Raw genomic sequence first — 15,998 nt, 5'->3', positions numbered from 1 at the left:
ATCAATGCGGCCGCTTGGCGGGCTTTCCTTCGCAAGACTAAGCATTAGTCTGAGGGCATGATCAAGCGAACGGTGCTGGACGCCACCCGCGAACTGCTCGACGTCCCGGTCGTCGACATCACCGAAGCGGCCGCGCACCTGGCCTGCCTGCTCGGCCGCCGGTACGGCGTGGTGACCACATTGGACCGGACGTGCGGGCTGATCGAGGACAGCCTGCACGCCGCCGGCGTCGCGCAGAACTGCGTCACGGTCACCGGCGCCGGGCTCGGCGTGCTGGAACTGACCGACGAGCGTCGCACCGAATCGGCGTTGCTCACCGCCGGGCGACGGGCCCGGGACGCGGGCGCGGAGGTGCTGGTGCTCGGCTGCGCCGGGATGACGGGACTCGACCGGAAGATCGCGACGATGCTGGACATCCCGGTCATCGACGGCGTCGCGGCAGCGGTCCGGCTCGCGGAGTCGCTCGTGGCGCTGGGGTTGAAGACGAGCCGCGCGGGGTCGTACGCGCGGCCGCTGGACAAGCGGCGCACCTGGCCGCATTGACATCGCCCGCGCCGCCCGGTCAGAATCCCTGCAGCCGTACCGCCGCCCGGTGACGACGTGGGGATTTCGACGTCCCCGAAAGGCGGTCGAAGGTGCGAAGGCTACGCGTTCTGGGCGCGCTGGCGCTGACTGCGAGCATGCTCCTGGTCCCGGTCAGCGGGACGGCGGCGGCCGCGTCGCCACCGCACACCGTCATCACCGACGGCGGCAAGCTGGCGGGGATCAAGCAGGCGCTGCGCGGCGGCCACGCGTCCAAGGCCCAGCGTGACGCACTGAAAGTCGTGCTGGGCAAGGCGAACACCGCACTCACCGCCGGCCCGTGGTCGGTCATGGACAAGCCGTCCGCGCCGCCGAGCGGCGACAAGCACGACTACATGAGCCAGGCGCCCTACTGGTGGGCGAGCGAGAAGACCCCGGAAAACCCGCAGGGCTGCCCGTACGTCAACCGGGACGGCCAGCGCAACCCGGAGGCCGACGCGATCACCGACCACACCTACCGGATGGTGGCCTGGGACGCGATGTACTACCTCTCGCTCGCCTGGTACTACACCGGCGACGCGAAGTACGCGAAACGGGCGGCGCTGGACATCCGGACCTGGTTCCTCGACCCGGCCACCAAGATGAACCCGAACATGACCTACTCGCAGATCATCCCCTGCAAGACCACCATCAGCGGCACCGGGATCATCGACTCGACGCAGTCGTTCAGCCAGGTGCTCGACGTGTTCGCGCTCCTAGACACCGGCGCGCCCGGCTGGACCGGCAAGGACCGTTCGGGCGTCAAAGCCTGGCTGACGCAGTACCTGAACTGGATGCAGACCAGCCCGCAGGCGAAGCTGGAACTGGCCGCCACCAACAACCACGGCACCTTCCTCGACATGCAGAACGCGACGATCGCGTCCTACCTGGGTCAGCGTGACGCGGCGCGGAAGATCATCCTCGAAGCGGAGCAGAAGCGGTTCCCGGTGCAGTTCGCCGCCGACGGCAGCCAGCCCCTCGAACTGTCGCGGACGATGTCCTGGCACTACGTCAACTTCAACCTCACCGCGTGGGGCCGGATGGCCGAACTGGGCAAGAACCTCGGCGTCGACGTCTGGAAGTACCGGGCGCCGAACGGCGTGACGCTGCGCAAGGTCGTCGACCAGCTCATCCCGGGCGCGCTGCAGGGCGCGGCGGGCTGGCCGCACCAGCAGATCGGCGTGTTCGACCAGTCCATCGCGGCCGACATCTTCCACGCCGCGGCCGAGGAGGCGCACGACGGCGACGCGGCCGCGGCGTTGAAGAAGATGCCGCTGCCGGCCGGCGGCGACACGTGGCCGGTGCGCGTGTCGTGCTTCCCGCTCGACCCGCCGCTCAAATAACCCTACGAACGCCGGGAAATCCGGACACCACGTGCCATAGCGCGCGCCGTCCGCGATTGGTCTAGTCCAAAGTATTGACACTCGGTGTCCCCGCGCGCACATTCATGACCGGGGCCGGACCCGCTTCGTGAAGAACCGTCGCGTACGCCCTCTCCCGCGCCGTCGCGGCCCGGGAGAGGGCCGTCCGCCTGCGCGAGGAGACAGCATGGCAAGGGTTTCCCGAAGACTGGCCTGGTTCGCCGCGGCCGCGGCCGCCGTGGTCGTGGGTGCGTTGACGATGGCCGGACCGGCCGCCCAGGGCGCCGCCGCGGCGACCTCCGGCGGGGTCCGCATCGCCTACTTCGACCAGTGGTCCATCTACCAGAACGCCTACTACCTCAAGAACGTCGACGCCATCGCCGGCAACCTCGACTACCTGCTCTACGACTTCGAGAACATCGACCCGAACAACCTCACCTGCTTCGAAGCCACGAAGGCGACGACCCCGGACCCGGGCGGCGAAACCGACCCGAACGCCGGCGACGGCGGCGGGGACCAGTTCGCCGACTACCAGAAGTCGTTCGGCTCAGACATCAGCGTCGACGGCACCGCCGACGTCTGGAACCAGCCGGTCGCGGGCAACTTCCACCAGCTGCAGGAGCTCAAGGCCCGGCACCCGAACCTCAAGGTGCTGCTGTCGATCGGCGGCTGGACGTACTCGAAGTACTTCTCCGACGCCGCCGCGACCGACGCGTCGCGCAAGAAGCTCGTCAGCTCGTGCCTCGACATGTTCATCAAGGGCAACATCCCGGCAGCCGGCGGCTACGGCGGCCCGGGCACCGCGGCGGGCATCTTCGACGGCATCGACATCGACTGGGAGTACCCGGCTTCGCCCACCGGGCACGTCGGCAACCACTACAGCGCCAACGACACGGCGAACTACACCGCGCTGATGGCGGAATTCCGCGGCGAGCTGGACGCGTTGGGCGGCAAGCACTACGCGCTCTCGGCCGCGCTGCCCGGCGGCCAGGACAAGATCGCGAAGATCCAGACCGACAAGATCGGGCAGTACCTGGACTTCGGCAACGCGATGACCTACGACATGCACGGCGCGTGGGACGCGACCGGGCCGACGAACTTCCAGGACCCGCTGTACTCCTCGCCGAGTGACCCGTCCGGCACCATCCCGCCGGGCACCGAAAAGTACACGATCGACTCGGTGGTCAAGGACTACCTGCACGGCAACAGCGCGTACGGCATCGCGGGCGGCTTCCCCGCGAACAAGCTCACGCTGGGCATCCCGTTCTACTACCGCGGCTGGACCGGCGTGCCGGCCGGGTCGAACCACGGGCTGTACCAGTCCGCTTCGGGTCCGTCGCCCGGCCACGCGCTGAGCGGCAACGTGCCGGGCGTGGCGATGTACAAGGAGCTGTCCGGCATCGTCGACAACCCGGCGGACACGTACTGGGACCCGGTCACGCAGTCGGCCTGGTTCTACGACGGGCAGACCTTCTACGGCGGCTCGTCGGCGCAGTCGATCAAGGCGCGCACGGACTACATCCACTGCACGGGCCTCGGTGGCGCGATGATGTTCTCGCTCTACGACCTGGACCCGGGTTCGACGTTGTTCCACGCGGTGGTCAACGGTTTGGCGGCCTCGACGCCGAACTGCTCGGCACCGCCGACCACGACCCCACCGACGACCACCACTCCGACCACACCGACGACCCCGACCACGCCCACGACTCCGACGACCCCGCCGACGACGACACCCACCACGCCGCCGTCGATCCCCGCGTGGGCACCGAACACGGCGTACGCGACGGGTGCGAAGGTGACCTACAACGGCATCACGTACACCTGCCGCCAGGGCCACACCTCGCTGGTGGGCTGGGAACCGCCGAACGTCCCGGCGTTGTGGCTCGCGAGCTGACCGTCAGTTCCCCGTGGGGGTGCTGACTCCCGGTGCGGGGGCCTGGGCGTTGCCGGCGATGCCGTAGCGTCCAGCGCCCCCGTCGAGCTGTTCCTTCAAGGCCATGATCGTGCTGATCCGGCCCGCGGAAGAATCGACGTTGTCCACAGTGGACAGGATCGACGTCGCCGACGTGTCCGCGCGGACCACGCCCAGCGCGCCGGTGCCCTCCGCGGAACCGGGGTCACCGGCCAGGACCGCGCCCGCGCCGCCGCGGTCGAGCTGCGTGGCGAACCGGGCGATCGTCGCCGCACGGTCGCCCGCGCTGTCGCCGGTCGCCTGGGCCCCGGTCAGCACGATCGCCAGCTGCGCCGGGTTGACCGCCTGGCCCGCCTTGACGAACCCGCCGTCGGTGAGCCCGCCGATCGCGGCCGCCAGCTCCTCGCCCGAGGACTGCGGCTTCGCCGTGGTCTTGTCCAGCAGCAGCACCGAACCGAGCAGCGCGCCGGCGAGCGTGCCGGTGTCGCCCGCGGTCGGGAACTTCGAGCCCGCGGGCTGCAGGCGCGTGACGACGTCGCGGAGCTGGTCGGCCTTCTCCGGGTCGGCGAACGCGGCCGTCAGCTGCACTTCCCCGGTCACCGAAGCGCCGGACTGGCCGATCAGCTGTTTCAGCGCGTCCCGGTCGGCCGGCCGCGCGTCCTCGGTGGTCACGAGCACCACCGACCGCTTGTCCAGCGCCCCGGCGACGACCTTCGGCCCCATCGCGCCGGCGAACGCGTCCGCGTCGGCCAGCCGGGCGTTGAGCGCGTTGCGCTGCGCTTCGAGGTCGGAGACCTGGCTGCCGAGGTCCTTCTTCTCCCCCGCCAGCCCGGACAGCAGCGTGCCGTTCAGGGCGGTCGAGCCGAGGACGACGCCGACGGCCAGCGCCAGGAAGCAGGCGGCGATGGAAACGACGTGGTAGCGCAGCGAAATCACGTGAACAATCCCTTGACCCAGGCAGCGAACGTATTCCAGGTGTGCCGGAGCCAGTCCAGGTAGACCGAGCCCACGTCGGACACCAGCAGGGCCGCGGCGACGACCACGACCGCGGCGAGCACGAGCAGCACGACCGCGCCGATCGAGACCCGGCTGCGGTGCAGCGTCGCCACCGCCTTCCCGTCGACGAGCTTCGTGCCGAGCTTGAGCCGGGTCAGGAACGTCGACGGGTTCGACCCGGACCGGCCGTGGTCGAGGAACTCGCGCAGGGTGGCCTGGAAGCCGACCGTGACGACCAGGCTCGCGCCGTGCGCGTCGGCCAGCAGGAGCGCGAGGTCCTCGGCGTTGCCCGACGCGGGGAACGTCACCGCGCCGATGCCGAGGTCCTGGATCCGCTCGACGCCGGGGGCGTGCCCGTCCGGCGCGGCGGGCACGACGACCTCGGCGCCCCCGCGCAGCGTGGTGGTGCCGATGCCGGTGGGGTCGCCGACGATGACGTCCGGCGTGTAGCCCTGCACGCGCAGGGTGTCGGCCCCCGCGTCGACGCCGATCAGCACCGGCCGGTGCTCGGCGACGTACTTCTTGAGCTTCTTGAGGTCTTCGGCGTGCCCGTTGCCGCCCGCGACGACCAGCACGTGCCGGTCGCGGATCACGACCTTCAGCTCCGGCACGCCGACGCCGTCGAGGATCAGCGTGCGCTCGCGGCGCAGGAACTCGATGGTGTTCGCCGAGAACGCCTCCAGCTGCGTCGACATCCCGGCCTTGGCCTCGATCATCTGGTCCGCGACGCTGTCGGCGGTCTGCTCGATGCCGGACGCGACCTGGCGCTCGCCGACGTACACGACGCCGTCGTGCAGGCGCAGCTTCGTGCCGTCCTTGATCGTGCGCAGCAGCTCGCCGCCGACCGAGTCGAGGAGCGGGACGCCGGCGGCGACGAGGATCTCGGGGCCCATGTTCGGGAACCGGCCGGAGATCGACGGCGACGCGTTGACCACCCCGGCGACCTCGGCTTCGACCAGGGCGTCGGCCGTCGCGCGGTCGAGGTCCAGCTGGTCGAGCACGACGATGTCGCCCGGACTGATCCGGCGCAGCAGCTCCCGGGTGCGGCGGTCGACCCGCGCGACCCCGGTGATCCCCGGGAGGGGTTCTTGGTTCCGCGTGAGCAGGCCGGTGAGCTTCATGTGGCCGATGGTGACAAATTTGCTCGTGGGACGACGTACGCCACGCCGTAGCAGGCGTGACTCGTTGTGGTGACCCGGGTCGCGCATCCCCCGCGCGGGTCAGGCTTCCGACTCCTCCGAAAGCGACCCGAAATCGAGGTTCAGCCAGGGGCTCGCCGGGTCCTGAAAGGAGCTGGTGGTGGACCCGCACGGCCGCCGGGTACCACTCGCCGAACTCGTCGTCCTCGGCGTGCAGCACGCGGCCCATGACGTACCCGGCCGACAGGTCGGCCCATGACTGGTGGTAGCGGCGAGCGAGCGAACCGGCCTCCAGGACCATCAGCTCCGCGGTCAGCGCGTCACAATAACCGGCCGCGAGACCCCACCGGGCGATGTTGACCGCGCGGCCGACGTCCCACGACAGCGCCGTCGTGACGAACCCGTCCGCGTCGACCAAGCCGTCGGCGCGCAGCCGCTGCTCACAGCGCGACACCCGCCGGACGGTGTCCCGCAGCTCGTCGGCCTGGTCCGCCGCGTCGTTCTCGGCACACCAGCGGTCGACCAGCTCCGCCCACGTCAGCGGGTCGAACTCCCCGTTGCGCAAGCCGTACTCGGCGGCGAACCGCAGGCGCAGCATGAGCACGAGGTTGCCGGGCGTCAGCGCGTAGCCGTCGCCGATCAGGTCGGCCATCGTCGCGCGCCAGCCAGGCGGGTCCGGCACGCCCCACCAGTCCCGCAGGCCCCGCACCTCGGCGACGTAGTCGTGGCGGCGCGCGTCGAGCACGTTCCACGGCGCCGCGTTGAGCACCGCCAGGTGCGCGCCGCAGGCCAGCGCGTGCGCGATCGGTCCTTCGAGGTGCCCGTACGGCGCGGTGATCAGCCGCTCGACCTGCTCCTCCAGCGGGGTGACGTCATCCTTGTGCGCGTCGAGCCACGGCTGCAGGGTCGCGCCCGGCAACCGCCATTCGCCGCGGGTGCCGCGGTTGAAGACGACCCGCTCGTGCCGCCCGACGCCGTCGACCGCCCAGTCCAGCGCGCCGCTCATGGCGACGACGTCCGGGCCGAGGTCGGGCAGCGCGCCGCGGGTGAAGACCTGCAGGAACTCGTCGCCGCCCGTCTCGAAGTAGACGTTCGGGAAGGTCTCCGCCCGCTCGTCGAGAATGCTGCGGGCGTCCACCCGCCGGATCGGGACGAACAGCTCTTCCCCGGCCAGCAGGCCGAGGTAGCGGTCGAGGTCGCTGTCCCGGCGGGCGGCGGCCAGCTGGGCTTCGACGTCGGCGGGCGGCGGCAGGATCACGGGGCGGCTCCCTCCGCTCGGCCGGTCAGCACGACGAGCTTGCCCGCCGTCCGGTTGTGCTCCAGGTCGTCGTGCGCCTGCCGGATCTCCGCCATCGGATACACCTTGGCGGGGCCGAGACTGGTCGTGCCGTCGGCGATCCGGTCGAGGTGGCGCTGGAGGACGGAGGCGGGCAGGTCGTCCGCCTCACCACCATAAGCGGTCAACCGCACCCCGGCGGGAAGGTATCCGATCGGATAGAAGTTCGAGATCGTCCACTGATTGGACAACATGCCCGTGAAGCACACGGTGCCGTGCACGCGGGTGGCCTTCAGGGTGTCCGGCAGGGTCGGCGTCCCGACGAGTTCGAGGGCCGCGTCGACCCCGCCGGCCGCGATCTTCCGGACCTGCGCAGCGATGTCGCCGTCGTCCAGCAGGGGGTGATCGACGCCGTGTTCGCGCAGGACCGCGAGCCGGCTCTCCTGCCGGGTGGTCGCGAAGACGGTGGCGCCGAGGTCCTTCGCCAGTGCCGCGGTGGCGAACCCGAGCGCGGACGTCCCGCCGCGGATCAGCAGGGTCTGTCCCGCACGCAGGTCGAGGCCGGTCGTGAGCGAGCCGTACGCGGTCTGCAGCGTCTCGGGGACCTGGCCGAGGACCTCCCACGGCAGATCGCTTTCGAAGGGGATGACCTGACTCTTCGGCACCACCGTGAATTCGGCGTAGCCACCGTCGAACGTGCGGCCCATGCCGCCCATCATGGTCGCGACCTGCTGCCCGGGCGTCAGCTCGCCGTCGGGATCGAAGTCGACCACGCCGACGGCTTCGATCCCCGGCACGCGCGGGAACGTGACGCCGTCGGCCAGGCCCAGGCGAGTGTGCAGCTCGGACCGGTTGAGGCCGAACGCCTTGACGGCGATCCGCACCCAGCCCGGTTTCGGCTCGGGCAGCGGAAGGTCCTGCAGTTCGAGGTTCTCGACGGGACCGGGTTCTCGGAGTACCACCGCGCGCATCTCGGGTCCTTTCTTCGCATGCGAACAGTCCACACAACAACTGTCCGCGCGAGTAGTATTCCCGGGATGAGCCTGTCTTCCGACCATGACGCGGCTTGGCGCGGTTTCCTACGCTCGTCCGCACTGCTGCTTCGCGTGCTCGACGCGGAACTGCGGGCCGAGCACGGCATGACGCACCGGACGTACGACGCGCTGGTCCAGCTCTCGGAGGCCCCGGACCGTCGCCTGCACATGAAGGACCTGGCGGCGGCGCTGGTCCACAGCGCAAGCGGGTTGACGCGCATCGTCGACGGCCTGGAGCGGTCGGGCTACGCGCGCCGCGAGCCGGACCCGGCGAACCGCCGGTCCACGCTGGTGGTGCTGACGGACGCGGGCTTGGCCGCGCTGGAGAAGGCGTGGCCGACGCACGTCCGCGGGGTGCAACGGCACTTCGCGGACCAGGTGAGCCCAGAGCAGGCGCGGGTGCTGGCGGAGGTGTTCGGCGCGATCAACGCGGACCTCGAGGAAGACTGACCCCGCCCACGCGCCCGAAGGACTCTCCGCACCCGGCCCGGCCTGGTTACTTCTTCTTGGCCCGCTTGGGTTTCGGAGCCGGCTCGGCCTTGGCCTTCTCCGCCGTGGCCAGCAGTTCCTCGGCGTGGGCGCGGCCCGTCTCGGTGTCGTCCATCCCGGCGAGCATCCGCGCCAGCTCGTTGACCCGCTCGGCCTGGCTCAGGTTCTTGACCCCGCTGCGCGTCACGCCGCCCTTGTGGCCCTTGTCCACCACCAGGTGCTGGTCCGCGAACGCGGCGACCTGCGGCAGGTGGGTGACCACCAGGACCTGGTGGGTCCGCGCCAGCCGGGCCAGCCGCCGGCCGATCTCGACCGCCGCGCGGCCGCCGACTCCGGCGTCGACCTCGTCGAACACCAGGGTCTGCACCGTGTCCGCGTGCGCGAGGACGACCTCGATCGCCAGCATCACCCGCGACAGCTCACCGCCCGACGCGGCCTTGTGGACCGGCAGCGGCGGCGCGCCGTCGTGGGCCCGCAGCAGCAGCTCGACGTCGTCGACGCCGTCCGGCCCCGCGTGCACCGCGCGGCCGTCGAGGGTCAGTGCGTGCGTGTCACCGTGCTCGGCGGGACGCTGCTCGACCGTCACCTCGATCGCGGCCTGGCCCATCGCCAGCCCGGACAGCTCCTTCGTGATCTCGGCCGCCAGTTCGGCCGCCGCCTTTTCGCGCGCGGCCGACACCTCGGCGGCGTGCGCGGCCAGCTGCACCGCGAGCTGGTCGCGCCGCAGCGCCAGCTCGGCGAGCGCCTCCTCCGACGTGTCCATCGACTCCAGGCGGCGCCGGGCGTCGTCGGCCCAGGCGAGCACGCCGTCGACGTCCGCCGCGTACTTGCGGGTCAGCCGCTTGAGGTCGCCCTGGCGCGCCAGCACCTTCTCCAGCAGCGCCGGGTCGGCGTCCAGGGTCTCGACGTAGGAACCCAGCTCGGCCCCGACGTCGGCCAGCAGCACCGACGCCTCCTCGAGCCGCGGCGCCAGCTCGCGCAGCACGCCGTCCTCGGACGTCGAGAGCCGGCGCAGCGCTTCGGAGACCAGGCCCATCGCGCTCGGGACGTCCGGATCGCCGTCCAGCGAGCCCGACAGCGCGACGTGCGCCTCGGTCGCGGCCGCACGCAGCTCGTCGGCCGCCGCGAGCCGCTTGATCTGCGCGGTGAGGTCGACGTCCTCGCCCGGTTCCGGCGCGACGGCGTCGATCTCGGTCAGCCCGTGCTTGAGCAGGTCGGCCTGCTGGGCCATCTCCCGCGAACGCGTCGAGCGCTCGGTCAGCTCGGCGATCACCGCCAGCCACTCGGACCGGACCTCGCGGTACACGCTCAGCGGCTTCCCCACCGCGTCGCCCGCGAACCGGTCGATGACGTCGCGCTGCTCGCTCGGGCGCAGCAGCCGCAGCTGGTCGTTCTGGCCGTGCACCGCGATCAGCTGTTCGGACAGCTCCGCGAGCACGCCGACCGGTACCGACCGGCCGCCCAGGTGCGCGCGCGAGCGCCCGTCGACCGCGACGGCCCGCAGCGCGATGACGCTGCCGTCCTCGTCGACGTCGGCACCCGACTCGGTGACGATCCGTTCGGCGCCTTCGACACCGGAATAGGTGAACCGTCCTTCCACGAACGCCTTGAGCATCCCCGTCCGGACCTTGGACACCTCGGCTCGGCCCCCGGACAGCAGATGCAGCCCGGTGACGACCATGGTCTTTCCCGCACCCGTCTCACCGGTGACAACGGTGAAGCCCGCGTGCAGTTCCAGCAGGGCGTCCTCGATCACTCCGAGGCCCTGGATGCGCATCTCGGCCAGCACGCCGCCTACGGTAGCGGCCCCCACCGACACTCTGCGCGCGCGGGACCCCGGCGAGTCGCCGATATGTTCGAATGAATCGCCCAGCGGTCCTTACTCGCAAGGACGCGCGTGCCGCTCCCGCCAGCTCTTCACCGGCAGCGAGAACTTCTGCACCAGCCGATCGGTGAACGGGCCGTCCCACAGCCGGGCCAGCCGGACCGGCGTCTTGCCGCACGTCACGCGCACGCGGGCGCCCGGCGGCAGGTCGATGGACCGGCCGCCGTCGCAGGTCAGGACGGCGGACGAGCCGTCGGGGTCGATCCCGACAGTGATCACCGAGTTCCGCGAGACGACCAGCGGCCGCGCGAACATCGCGTGCGCGTTGCTCGGCACCACCAGCAGCGCCTGGACGTCCGGCCAGATGATCGGGCCGCCCGCCGAGAACGCGTACGCCGTCGAACCGGTCGGTGTGGCGCAGAGCACACCGTCGCAGCCGAAGGCGGACACCGGCCGCCCGTCGACCTCGATGAGCGCGTCGAGGACCCGCTCACGCGTGCTCTTCTCGACGCTGGCCTCGTTGAGCGCCCAGGTGCGGGCGACTTCTTCGCCGTCGTGCGTGACGGTGACGTCGATCGTCATCCGCTCTTCGACCTGGTAGTCGCCGTCGACGACGCGCTGCACGGTGTCGGCCAGCGCGTCCGAGTCGGCCTCGGCCAGGAAGCCGACGCGCCCGAGGTTCACGCCGAGCACCGGCACCCCGGCCGGGCGGGCCAGCTCGGCCGCGCGCAGCAGCGTGCCGTCGCCGCCGAGGACGAACACCAGCTCGACGCCGTCGGCGGGGTTTTCGTCCGGGTCCACGACGGTGCACGTCGACCCGACGCCGTGCTCGTCCGGGTTGATGAGCGCGCAGACGTCTTCCTCGATCACCCGGATCCGGATGCCGGCCTTGGCGAAGCGTGCCGAGACCTCGCGCGCGGCCTCGGCCGTCGCTTCGCGATCGGGGTGCACCATGAGGAGAACTTCACGGTCGGTGGTCATGCGGGCCCTTCCTCGACGGCGGTTCGGACGAGCCGCTCGGCCTCAGACCTGTCTACCGCGTCCACAGTGGACCCGGCCACGTTCTCTTTGCTCAGCCACACGAAGTACTCGACGTTCCCGGACGGCCCCGGCAGCGGGCTCGCCGTGACGCCGCGCAGCGCGAGCCCCAGTTTCGCGGCCTCGTCGATGACGGTGAGCACCGATTCGGCGCGCAGCTCCGGGTCGCGGACGACCCCGCCGCTGCCCAGCCGGTCCTTGCCCACTTCGAACTGCGGCTTGACCATCGGCACCAGGTCGGCGCCGTCGCGCGCGCACGCGGCGAGCGCGGGCAGCACGAGCTTGAGGGAGATGAACGAGAGATCCCCGACGACGAGGTCGACCTGACCGCCGAGGTCGTCGGGAGAGAGGTTGCGAACATTGGTGCGGTCCATGACCACTACACGTTCGTCGGTGCGGATCCGCCAGTCGAGCAGGCCGCGGCCCACGTCGGCGGCGATCACGGTCGCGGCGCCGTTGCGCAGCAGGACGTCGGTGAAGCCGCCGGTGGACGCACCGGCGTCGAGACAGCGCTTGCCCTCGACGCTCAGGTCCGTGAAGGCTTCCAGGGCGCCCAGCAGCTTGTGCGCGCCGCGGGAGGCCCAGCCGGGGTCGTCTTCGTCGCGGACGACGATCGGCGCGTCGGACTCCACGCCGGTGGCGGGCTTGCCGGCCACCATGCCGCGCACGGTGACCTTGCCGCCGAGGATCAGCGCCGAAGCCTGCTCGCGCGACCGGGCGAGGCCGCGCCGAACCAGTTCCGCGTCGAGGCGCGCCCGCTTGGGCACCGGGTCAGACCTTGTCGATGCTGGAGAGGGCGACCGTCAGCTCGGTGTGCACGGCGTCGAAGCGCTCGACGTGCTCCGCGAGCGGCAACGCGTCGAGGTCGTCCAGGCCGGCGACGGCTTCGTCGATGCCGGCCCGCGGGTCGGTCTGCTGCGAGAACGTCCCCGGCGGCGGGCCCGGGACGGGGTACGGGTGATCCTGCACGTCACGAACGGTATCAGTCAGGCGAACTTCGCCTTGGCGCGCTCGCCGAGTTCGGTGACGCCGGTCTCCCAGGCCGTGTGGCAGAGCGCGCGGAGCAGGTCCAGGTCGTCGCCGTCGCCCGTTGCTTCGAGCACGCCGTTCTCCGTGGTGACGGACCAGCCCGGGCGCGGCCCGATCCTGAGGTCCTCGGCCTTGGCTTCGAGCGCCGTCAGGTCCTGGGCCAGGTAGGTGGCGCGCTCGGCCGGGACGGCCTCGATCAGCTGCTTCGGCGTCGCGACGCCCGAGAGGACGACGAGCGAGTCGATGCCCGCGGCGACCGCGCCGGCGATGTCGGTGTCCAGCCGGTCACCGACGACGAGTGGATGCTCCGCACCGGCCGACTTCGCCGCGGTCTCGAAGAGCAGCGGCTGCGGCTTCCCCGCGACGAGCGGCTCGACGTCGGTGGCGGTCCGCAGCGCGGCGACCATCGACCCGTTGCCGGGCAGCAGCCCGCGCTCGGTGGGCAGGGTGGCGTCGACGTTGCAGGCCACCCAGAGCGCGCCCGCGCGGATGGCCAGGCAGGCTTCGGCCAGCGCGGCCCAGGTGTTGTCGGGCGAGTGGCCCTGGACGACCGCCCGGACGTCGTCGCCGTTCTCCCGAACCGGCTTCAGCCCGGCCCCGGCGACCTCCGCGGCGAGCGACTCCGTGCCGACGACGAGAACCTCGGCGCCGGCCTCGAGCCGTTCCTTCAGCAGCTGCACGCCCGCTTGGGCGCTGGTGTGCACCTCACCGACGTCGGCGGGCATGCCGAGGCCGGTCAGGTGGTCGACGACCTCGCCAGGGGCCTTGGACGCGTTGTTCGTCACGAACCGGACGGGCGTGCCGTGCTCACGCGCGGCCCGCACCGTCTCCGGGGCGCCCGGGATCACCCGGGTGCCGTGGTAGACGGTGCCGTCGAGGTCGAACAGGACCGCGTCGTAGGCCGCGAGCAGGGCGTCACTCATCCGTGTCTTCGGTGTCCTTCTGCTCGGTGTTCTCGGTGTTCTTGTCGGCGTTGTTCTCGTTCGCCAGGTCCGCGGCGCGCTCGGACGCGTCGGTCTCGTCCTCCGCGTCGGCGTCGGCGGCGTTGAGGAACCAGCGGACGGCCTCTTCCTTGCGCCCGGCGGCCGCGAGGTTGTCGGCGTAGGCGTAGAAGAGCCGCGCGCTCCACGGGTCGCGCTTCTCGGCCTTGAGGTCGTCGCCCTGCAGCGAGACGACGGCGGCGTCGAGCTGCCCGAGGTCCCGCCGCGCGCCGGCCGCGACGATGGCGAGCTCGACCTGGACGGCCTTGCTCAGGCTGGTCTTGTCAGCTTCTTTCGCCAGGTCGAGGGCGCGCTCGGGCCGGCCCAGCGCGCGTTCGGCGTCGGCGATGATGGCGATGTGGTCGTCGCTGCGGGTCATCCGCCGGACGGCCCGCAGCTCCGAGAGGGCTTCCGACCAGTTGCCGGCGTGGTAGGCGACCAGGCCGAGCGCCTCCCGCACGATCGGCACGCGCGAGGCCTTGGCCTTGGCGTACTTGGCGTGCTCGAGAGCGGCCTCGGGGTCGCTGTCGATCAGCCCGCCGGCGGCGACGAGGTGCTTCCCGACGGTCTCGGCGAGGCCCTTCGGCAGGGTCCTCAGCTCACGGCGGGCTTCCTCGTCGAGGTCGGAGAACTCGATGTCCTCGGGCAGCTCCGGCGCTTCGAGGAGCTCCTTGGCGAGGGCCTCGTCGTCCAGCGGGGCCCCGACCCGGGGCCGCGGTTCCCGCCGGCCCGCGGGACGGTCGTCGCGCTTGAAGCCACCACCGCGGGGGCCGCGATCGTCGTCGCGCCGCTGGTAGCCACCGCGGTCTTCGCCGCGGGGGCCGGCCGGACGGCGGTCGTTGTCGCGGCGCTGGTAGCTGCTGCTACCGCTGGTGGTGCTGCCGCCGCGGTCATTGCTGCGGTCGCCACGGTCGCCGCGCGAGTCGTCGGAGCGGTAGCCGCCGGTGCGGGCACCGCGGTCATCGTCCCGCCGGTCGCTTCCCCGGCTGCGGTCGTCCGAGCCGTACCCACCGGTCTTGCCGCCACGGTCGTCGTCGCGCTTCTGGTAGCCGCCGCGCGAGTCGTCGCGCTTCTGATAACTGCCGCGAGAGTCGTCACGACGGTCGCTGCCGCCGTATCCGCCGGGCTTGCTGCCGCGGTCGTCGTCTCGGCGCTGGTAGCTGCCGCGCGAATCGTCACGGCGGTCACTGCCGCCGCGGTTGCGGTCGTCCGAGCGGAAACCGCCGGACTTGCCACCTCGGTCGTCATCGCGGCGCTGGTAGCTGCCACGCGAATCGTCACGACGGTCGCTGCCACCGCGGTTGCGGTCATCGGAACGGAACCCGCCCGAACGGCGGTCGTCGCTGCCGCCGCGACCGCGGTCGTCGGACCGGAAGCCGCCGGACTTGCCGCCACGGTCATCCGAACGGAAACCGCCGGGCTTGCTGCCGCGATCGTCCGAACGGAAACCGCCGGGCTTGCTGCCGCGATCGTCCGAACGGAAACCGCCAGTCTTGCTGCCGCGGTCGTCGTCGCGCTTCTGGTAGCTGCCGCGGGAGTCGCCTTGGCGGCGGTCGTCCGAGCGGAAACCACCCGAACGGGGGCCGCGGTCGTCGTCGCGGCGCGTCGAGCCGCCGCGGTCTTCCCAGCGCGGCTTGCGGTCGCCGTACGACGCCTTGCCCTGGGGCCGGCTGCCGCCGGGGCGTCCGCCCCGGTCGTCGGAACCACGGCCCGAGCGCTCGCTCCGGTCGCCGCCCCGGTCCTCGAAGCGGCCGCCCGAACGGCTGCTGCCGCGGTCGTCGAACCGGCCGCCGCCCGACCGGGCCGGGCCGCCGGAGAACTTGCCGCCACCACCGGGCCGGCCGGCTCGGTCACCCGAGTCACGGTAGCCGCCGCGGCGGTCGTCGCGGTCGCCGGTGCGGCCGCTGTCACGGCTCTGACCTGCGTATCCTCCGCGCTGGTCGCGGTCACGGGGACCATCGCCGCCGCGGAACGGCTTGCCGCCGCCACGGACTCCTTGGTCGTCCCGGCGTGGCCGGCCTTGGTGCGTGTTGTCGCGGCCACCGCGGTCCTGCCGCGCACCGCGCCGGTCTCCCCGGGGTGCGTCCGGCCGGCCCCGGGAGCCTTCGTCCCGGCGTGCCGACCGGCCGGACCCATCATCGCTTGAGTCTCGTCGACCGAACTCGGACACCTGGCCTCCTGCCGTGGAAAAAATCTTGTTCTGGACATACGCGTACGGCCCGCTAGGGCAGCCAACTGGCTATCCTAACGGGCCGTACGGAAGGTAAGTTCGGCGGTGTCCTACTCTCCCACAACCCTTCGGTTGCAGTACCATCGGCGCTATCAGGCTTAGCTTCCGGGTTCGGAATGGGACCGGGC

At 71.6% G+C, this 15,998-nt stretch carries 13 protein-coding genes, 1 rRNA gene and 1 pseudogene; 4 read left to right on the top strand and 11 right to left on the bottom strand.

The window, feature by feature from the left end:
* The first annotated feature begins 57 nt into the window (after window positions 1-57).
* From ABZ342_RS47545 to ABZ342_RS47535, 3 genes are all read left to right on the top strand, one after another.
* Entirely contained in the window at window positions 58-543 is a 486-nt protein-coding gene (locus ABZ342_RS47545) for an aspartate/glutamate racemase family protein (RefSeq protein WP_360488319.1), read from the top strand.
* Window positions 544-635: 92 nt separating this feature from the next.
* A complete protein-coding gene (locus tag ABZ342_RS47540) occupies window positions 636-1,904 on the top strand; it encodes an alginate lyase family protein (RefSeq protein WP_360488316.1) in 1,269 nt (422 codons plus the stop codon).
* Between the two features lie 205 nt (window positions 1,905-2,109).
* Entirely contained in the window at window positions 2,110-3,816 is a 1,707-nt protein-coding gene (locus ABZ342_RS47535; protein WP_360488313.1) for a glycosyl hydrolase family 18 protein, read from the top strand.
* A gap of 3 nt (window positions 3,817-3,819) precedes the next feature.
* On the opposite strand, the gene ABZ342_RS47530 is transcribed toward ABZ342_RS47535, so the two are convergent.
* The 4 genes and pseudogenes from ABZ342_RS47530 to ABZ342_RS47515 all read right to left on the bottom strand — a co-directional run bounded on the left by ABZ342_RS47530 (window position 3,820) and on the right by ABZ342_RS47515 (window position 8,216).
* Window positions 3,820-4,770, bottom strand: coding sequence for a copper transporter (locus ABZ342_RS47530; protein ID WP_360488322.1), 951 nt, complete (start codon window positions 4,768-4,770; stop codon window positions 3,820-3,822).
* A complete protein-coding gene (gene steA, locus ABZ342_RS47525; RefSeq protein WP_155546233.1) occupies window positions 4,767-5,951 on the bottom strand; it encodes a putative cytokinetic ring protein SteA in 1,185 nt (394 codons plus the stop codon). The genes ABZ342_RS47530 and steA overlap by 4 nt, the downstream gene beginning before the upstream one ends.
* Before the next feature lie 205 nt (window positions 5,952-6,156).
* Window positions 6,157-6,621 (bottom strand): annotated as a pseudogene (locus ABZ342_RS47520) (DUF1266 domain-containing protein); the annotation flags it as partial.
* Between the two features lie 602 nt (window positions 6,622-7,223).
* Window positions 7,224-8,216, bottom strand: a complete 993-nt coding sequence (locus tag ABZ342_RS47515) for a zinc-binding alcohol dehydrogenase family protein (protein ID WP_360488310.1) — start codon at window positions 8,214-8,216, stop codon at window positions 7,224-7,226.
* A 66-nt stretch (window positions 8,217-8,282) separates the two neighbouring features.
* Between ABZ342_RS47515 and ABZ342_RS47510 the strand changes: the two genes are divergently transcribed.
* Entirely contained in the window at window positions 8,283-8,729 is a 447-nt protein-coding gene (locus ABZ342_RS47510) for a MarR family transcriptional regulator (protein ID WP_360488307.1), read from the top strand.
* Between the two features lie 46 nt (window positions 8,730-8,775).
* On the opposite strand, the gene recN is transcribed toward ABZ342_RS47510, so the two are convergent.
* From recN to rrf, 7 genes are all read right to left on the bottom strand, one after another.
* Window positions 8,776-10,557: a DNA repair protein RecN gene (gene recN / locus ABZ342_RS47505; protein ID WP_196425596.1), complete on the bottom strand. Its 1,782-nt coding sequence runs from the start codon at window positions 10,555-10,557 to the stop codon at window positions 8,776-8,778.
* A 90-nt stretch (window positions 10,558-10,647) separates the two neighbouring features.
* The gene (locus tag ABZ342_RS47500; RefSeq protein ID WP_360488303.1) at window positions 10,648-11,574 is read right to left on the bottom strand and encodes an NAD kinase; all 927 of its coding nucleotides are present in this window, start codon (window positions 11,572-11,574) and stop codon (window positions 10,648-10,650) included.
* Window positions 11,571-12,398 (bottom strand): TlyA family RNA methyltransferase, encoded by an 828-nt coding sequence (locus ABZ342_RS47495; RefSeq protein ID WP_360488300.1) that lies wholly within the window; start codon window positions 12,396-12,398, stop codon window positions 11,571-11,573. The genes ABZ342_RS47500 and ABZ342_RS47495 overlap by 4 nt, the downstream gene beginning before the upstream one ends.
* A 4-nt stretch (window positions 12,399-12,402) precedes the next feature.
* Complete coding sequence (locus ABZ342_RS47490; protein ID WP_155546226.1) at window positions 12,403-12,600, bottom strand: hypothetical protein; 198 nt, start codon at window positions 12,598-12,600, stop codon at window positions 12,403-12,405.
* A gap of 17 nt (window positions 12,601-12,617) precedes the next feature.
* Window positions 12,618-13,583 (bottom strand): HAD-IIA family hydrolase, encoded by a 966-nt coding sequence (locus ABZ342_RS47485; RefSeq protein ID WP_360488297.1) that lies wholly within the window; start codon window positions 13,581-13,583, stop codon window positions 12,618-12,620.
* Window positions 13,576-15,810 (bottom strand): hypothetical protein, encoded by a 2,235-nt coding sequence (locus ABZ342_RS47480; protein WP_360488294.1) that lies wholly within the window; start codon window positions 15,808-15,810, stop codon window positions 13,576-13,578. The genes ABZ342_RS47485 and ABZ342_RS47480 overlap by 8 nt, the downstream gene beginning before the upstream one ends.
* 97 nt (window positions 15,811-15,907) lie before the next feature.
* A 5S ribosomal RNA gene (gene rrf, locus ABZ342_RS47475) occupies window positions 15,908-15,998 on the bottom strand; the annotation flags it as partial.

Source organism: Amycolatopsis sp. NPDC005961 (genome assembly GCF_040629235.1).
In the GTDB taxonomy this organism is placed as follows: domain Bacteria; phylum Actinomycetota; class Actinomycetes; order Mycobacteriales; family Pseudonocardiaceae; genus Amycolatopsis; species Amycolatopsis camponoti.
Note: the sequence above shows the minus strand (reverse complement) of the source record. Positions and strands in the feature narration are given on the sequence as shown.

Excerpts from the sequence above, each read along its gene's own strand:
- ABZ342_RS47545 (WP_360488319.1), top strand. The coding sequence starts at position 58 with ATGATCAAGCGAACGGTGCTGGACGCCACCCGCGAACTGCTCGACGTC.
- ABZ342_RS47535 (WP_360488313.1), top strand. The coding sequence starts at position 2,110 with ATGGCAAGGGTTTCCCGAAGACTGGCCTGGTTCGCCGCGGCCGCGGCC.
- steA (WP_155546233.1), bottom strand. The coding sequence starts at position 5,951 with ATGAAGCTCACCGGCCTGCTCACGCGGAACCAAGAACCCCTCCCGGGG.
- ABZ342_RS47515 (WP_360488310.1), bottom strand. The coding sequence starts at position 8,216 with ATGCGCGCGGTGGTACTCCGAGAACCCGGTCCCGTCGAGAACCTCGAA.
- ABZ342_RS47510 (WP_360488307.1), top strand. The coding sequence starts at position 8,283 with ATGAGCCTGTCTTCCGACCATGACGCGGCTTGGCGCGGTTTCCTACGC.
- ABZ342_RS47500 (WP_360488303.1), bottom strand. The coding sequence starts at position 11,574 with ATGACCACCGACCGTGAAGTTCTCCTCATGGTGCACCCCGATCGCGAA.
- ABZ342_RS47485 (WP_360488297.1), bottom strand. The coding sequence starts at position 13,583 with ATGAGTGACGCCCTGCTCGCGGCCTACGACGCGGTCCTGTTCGACCTC.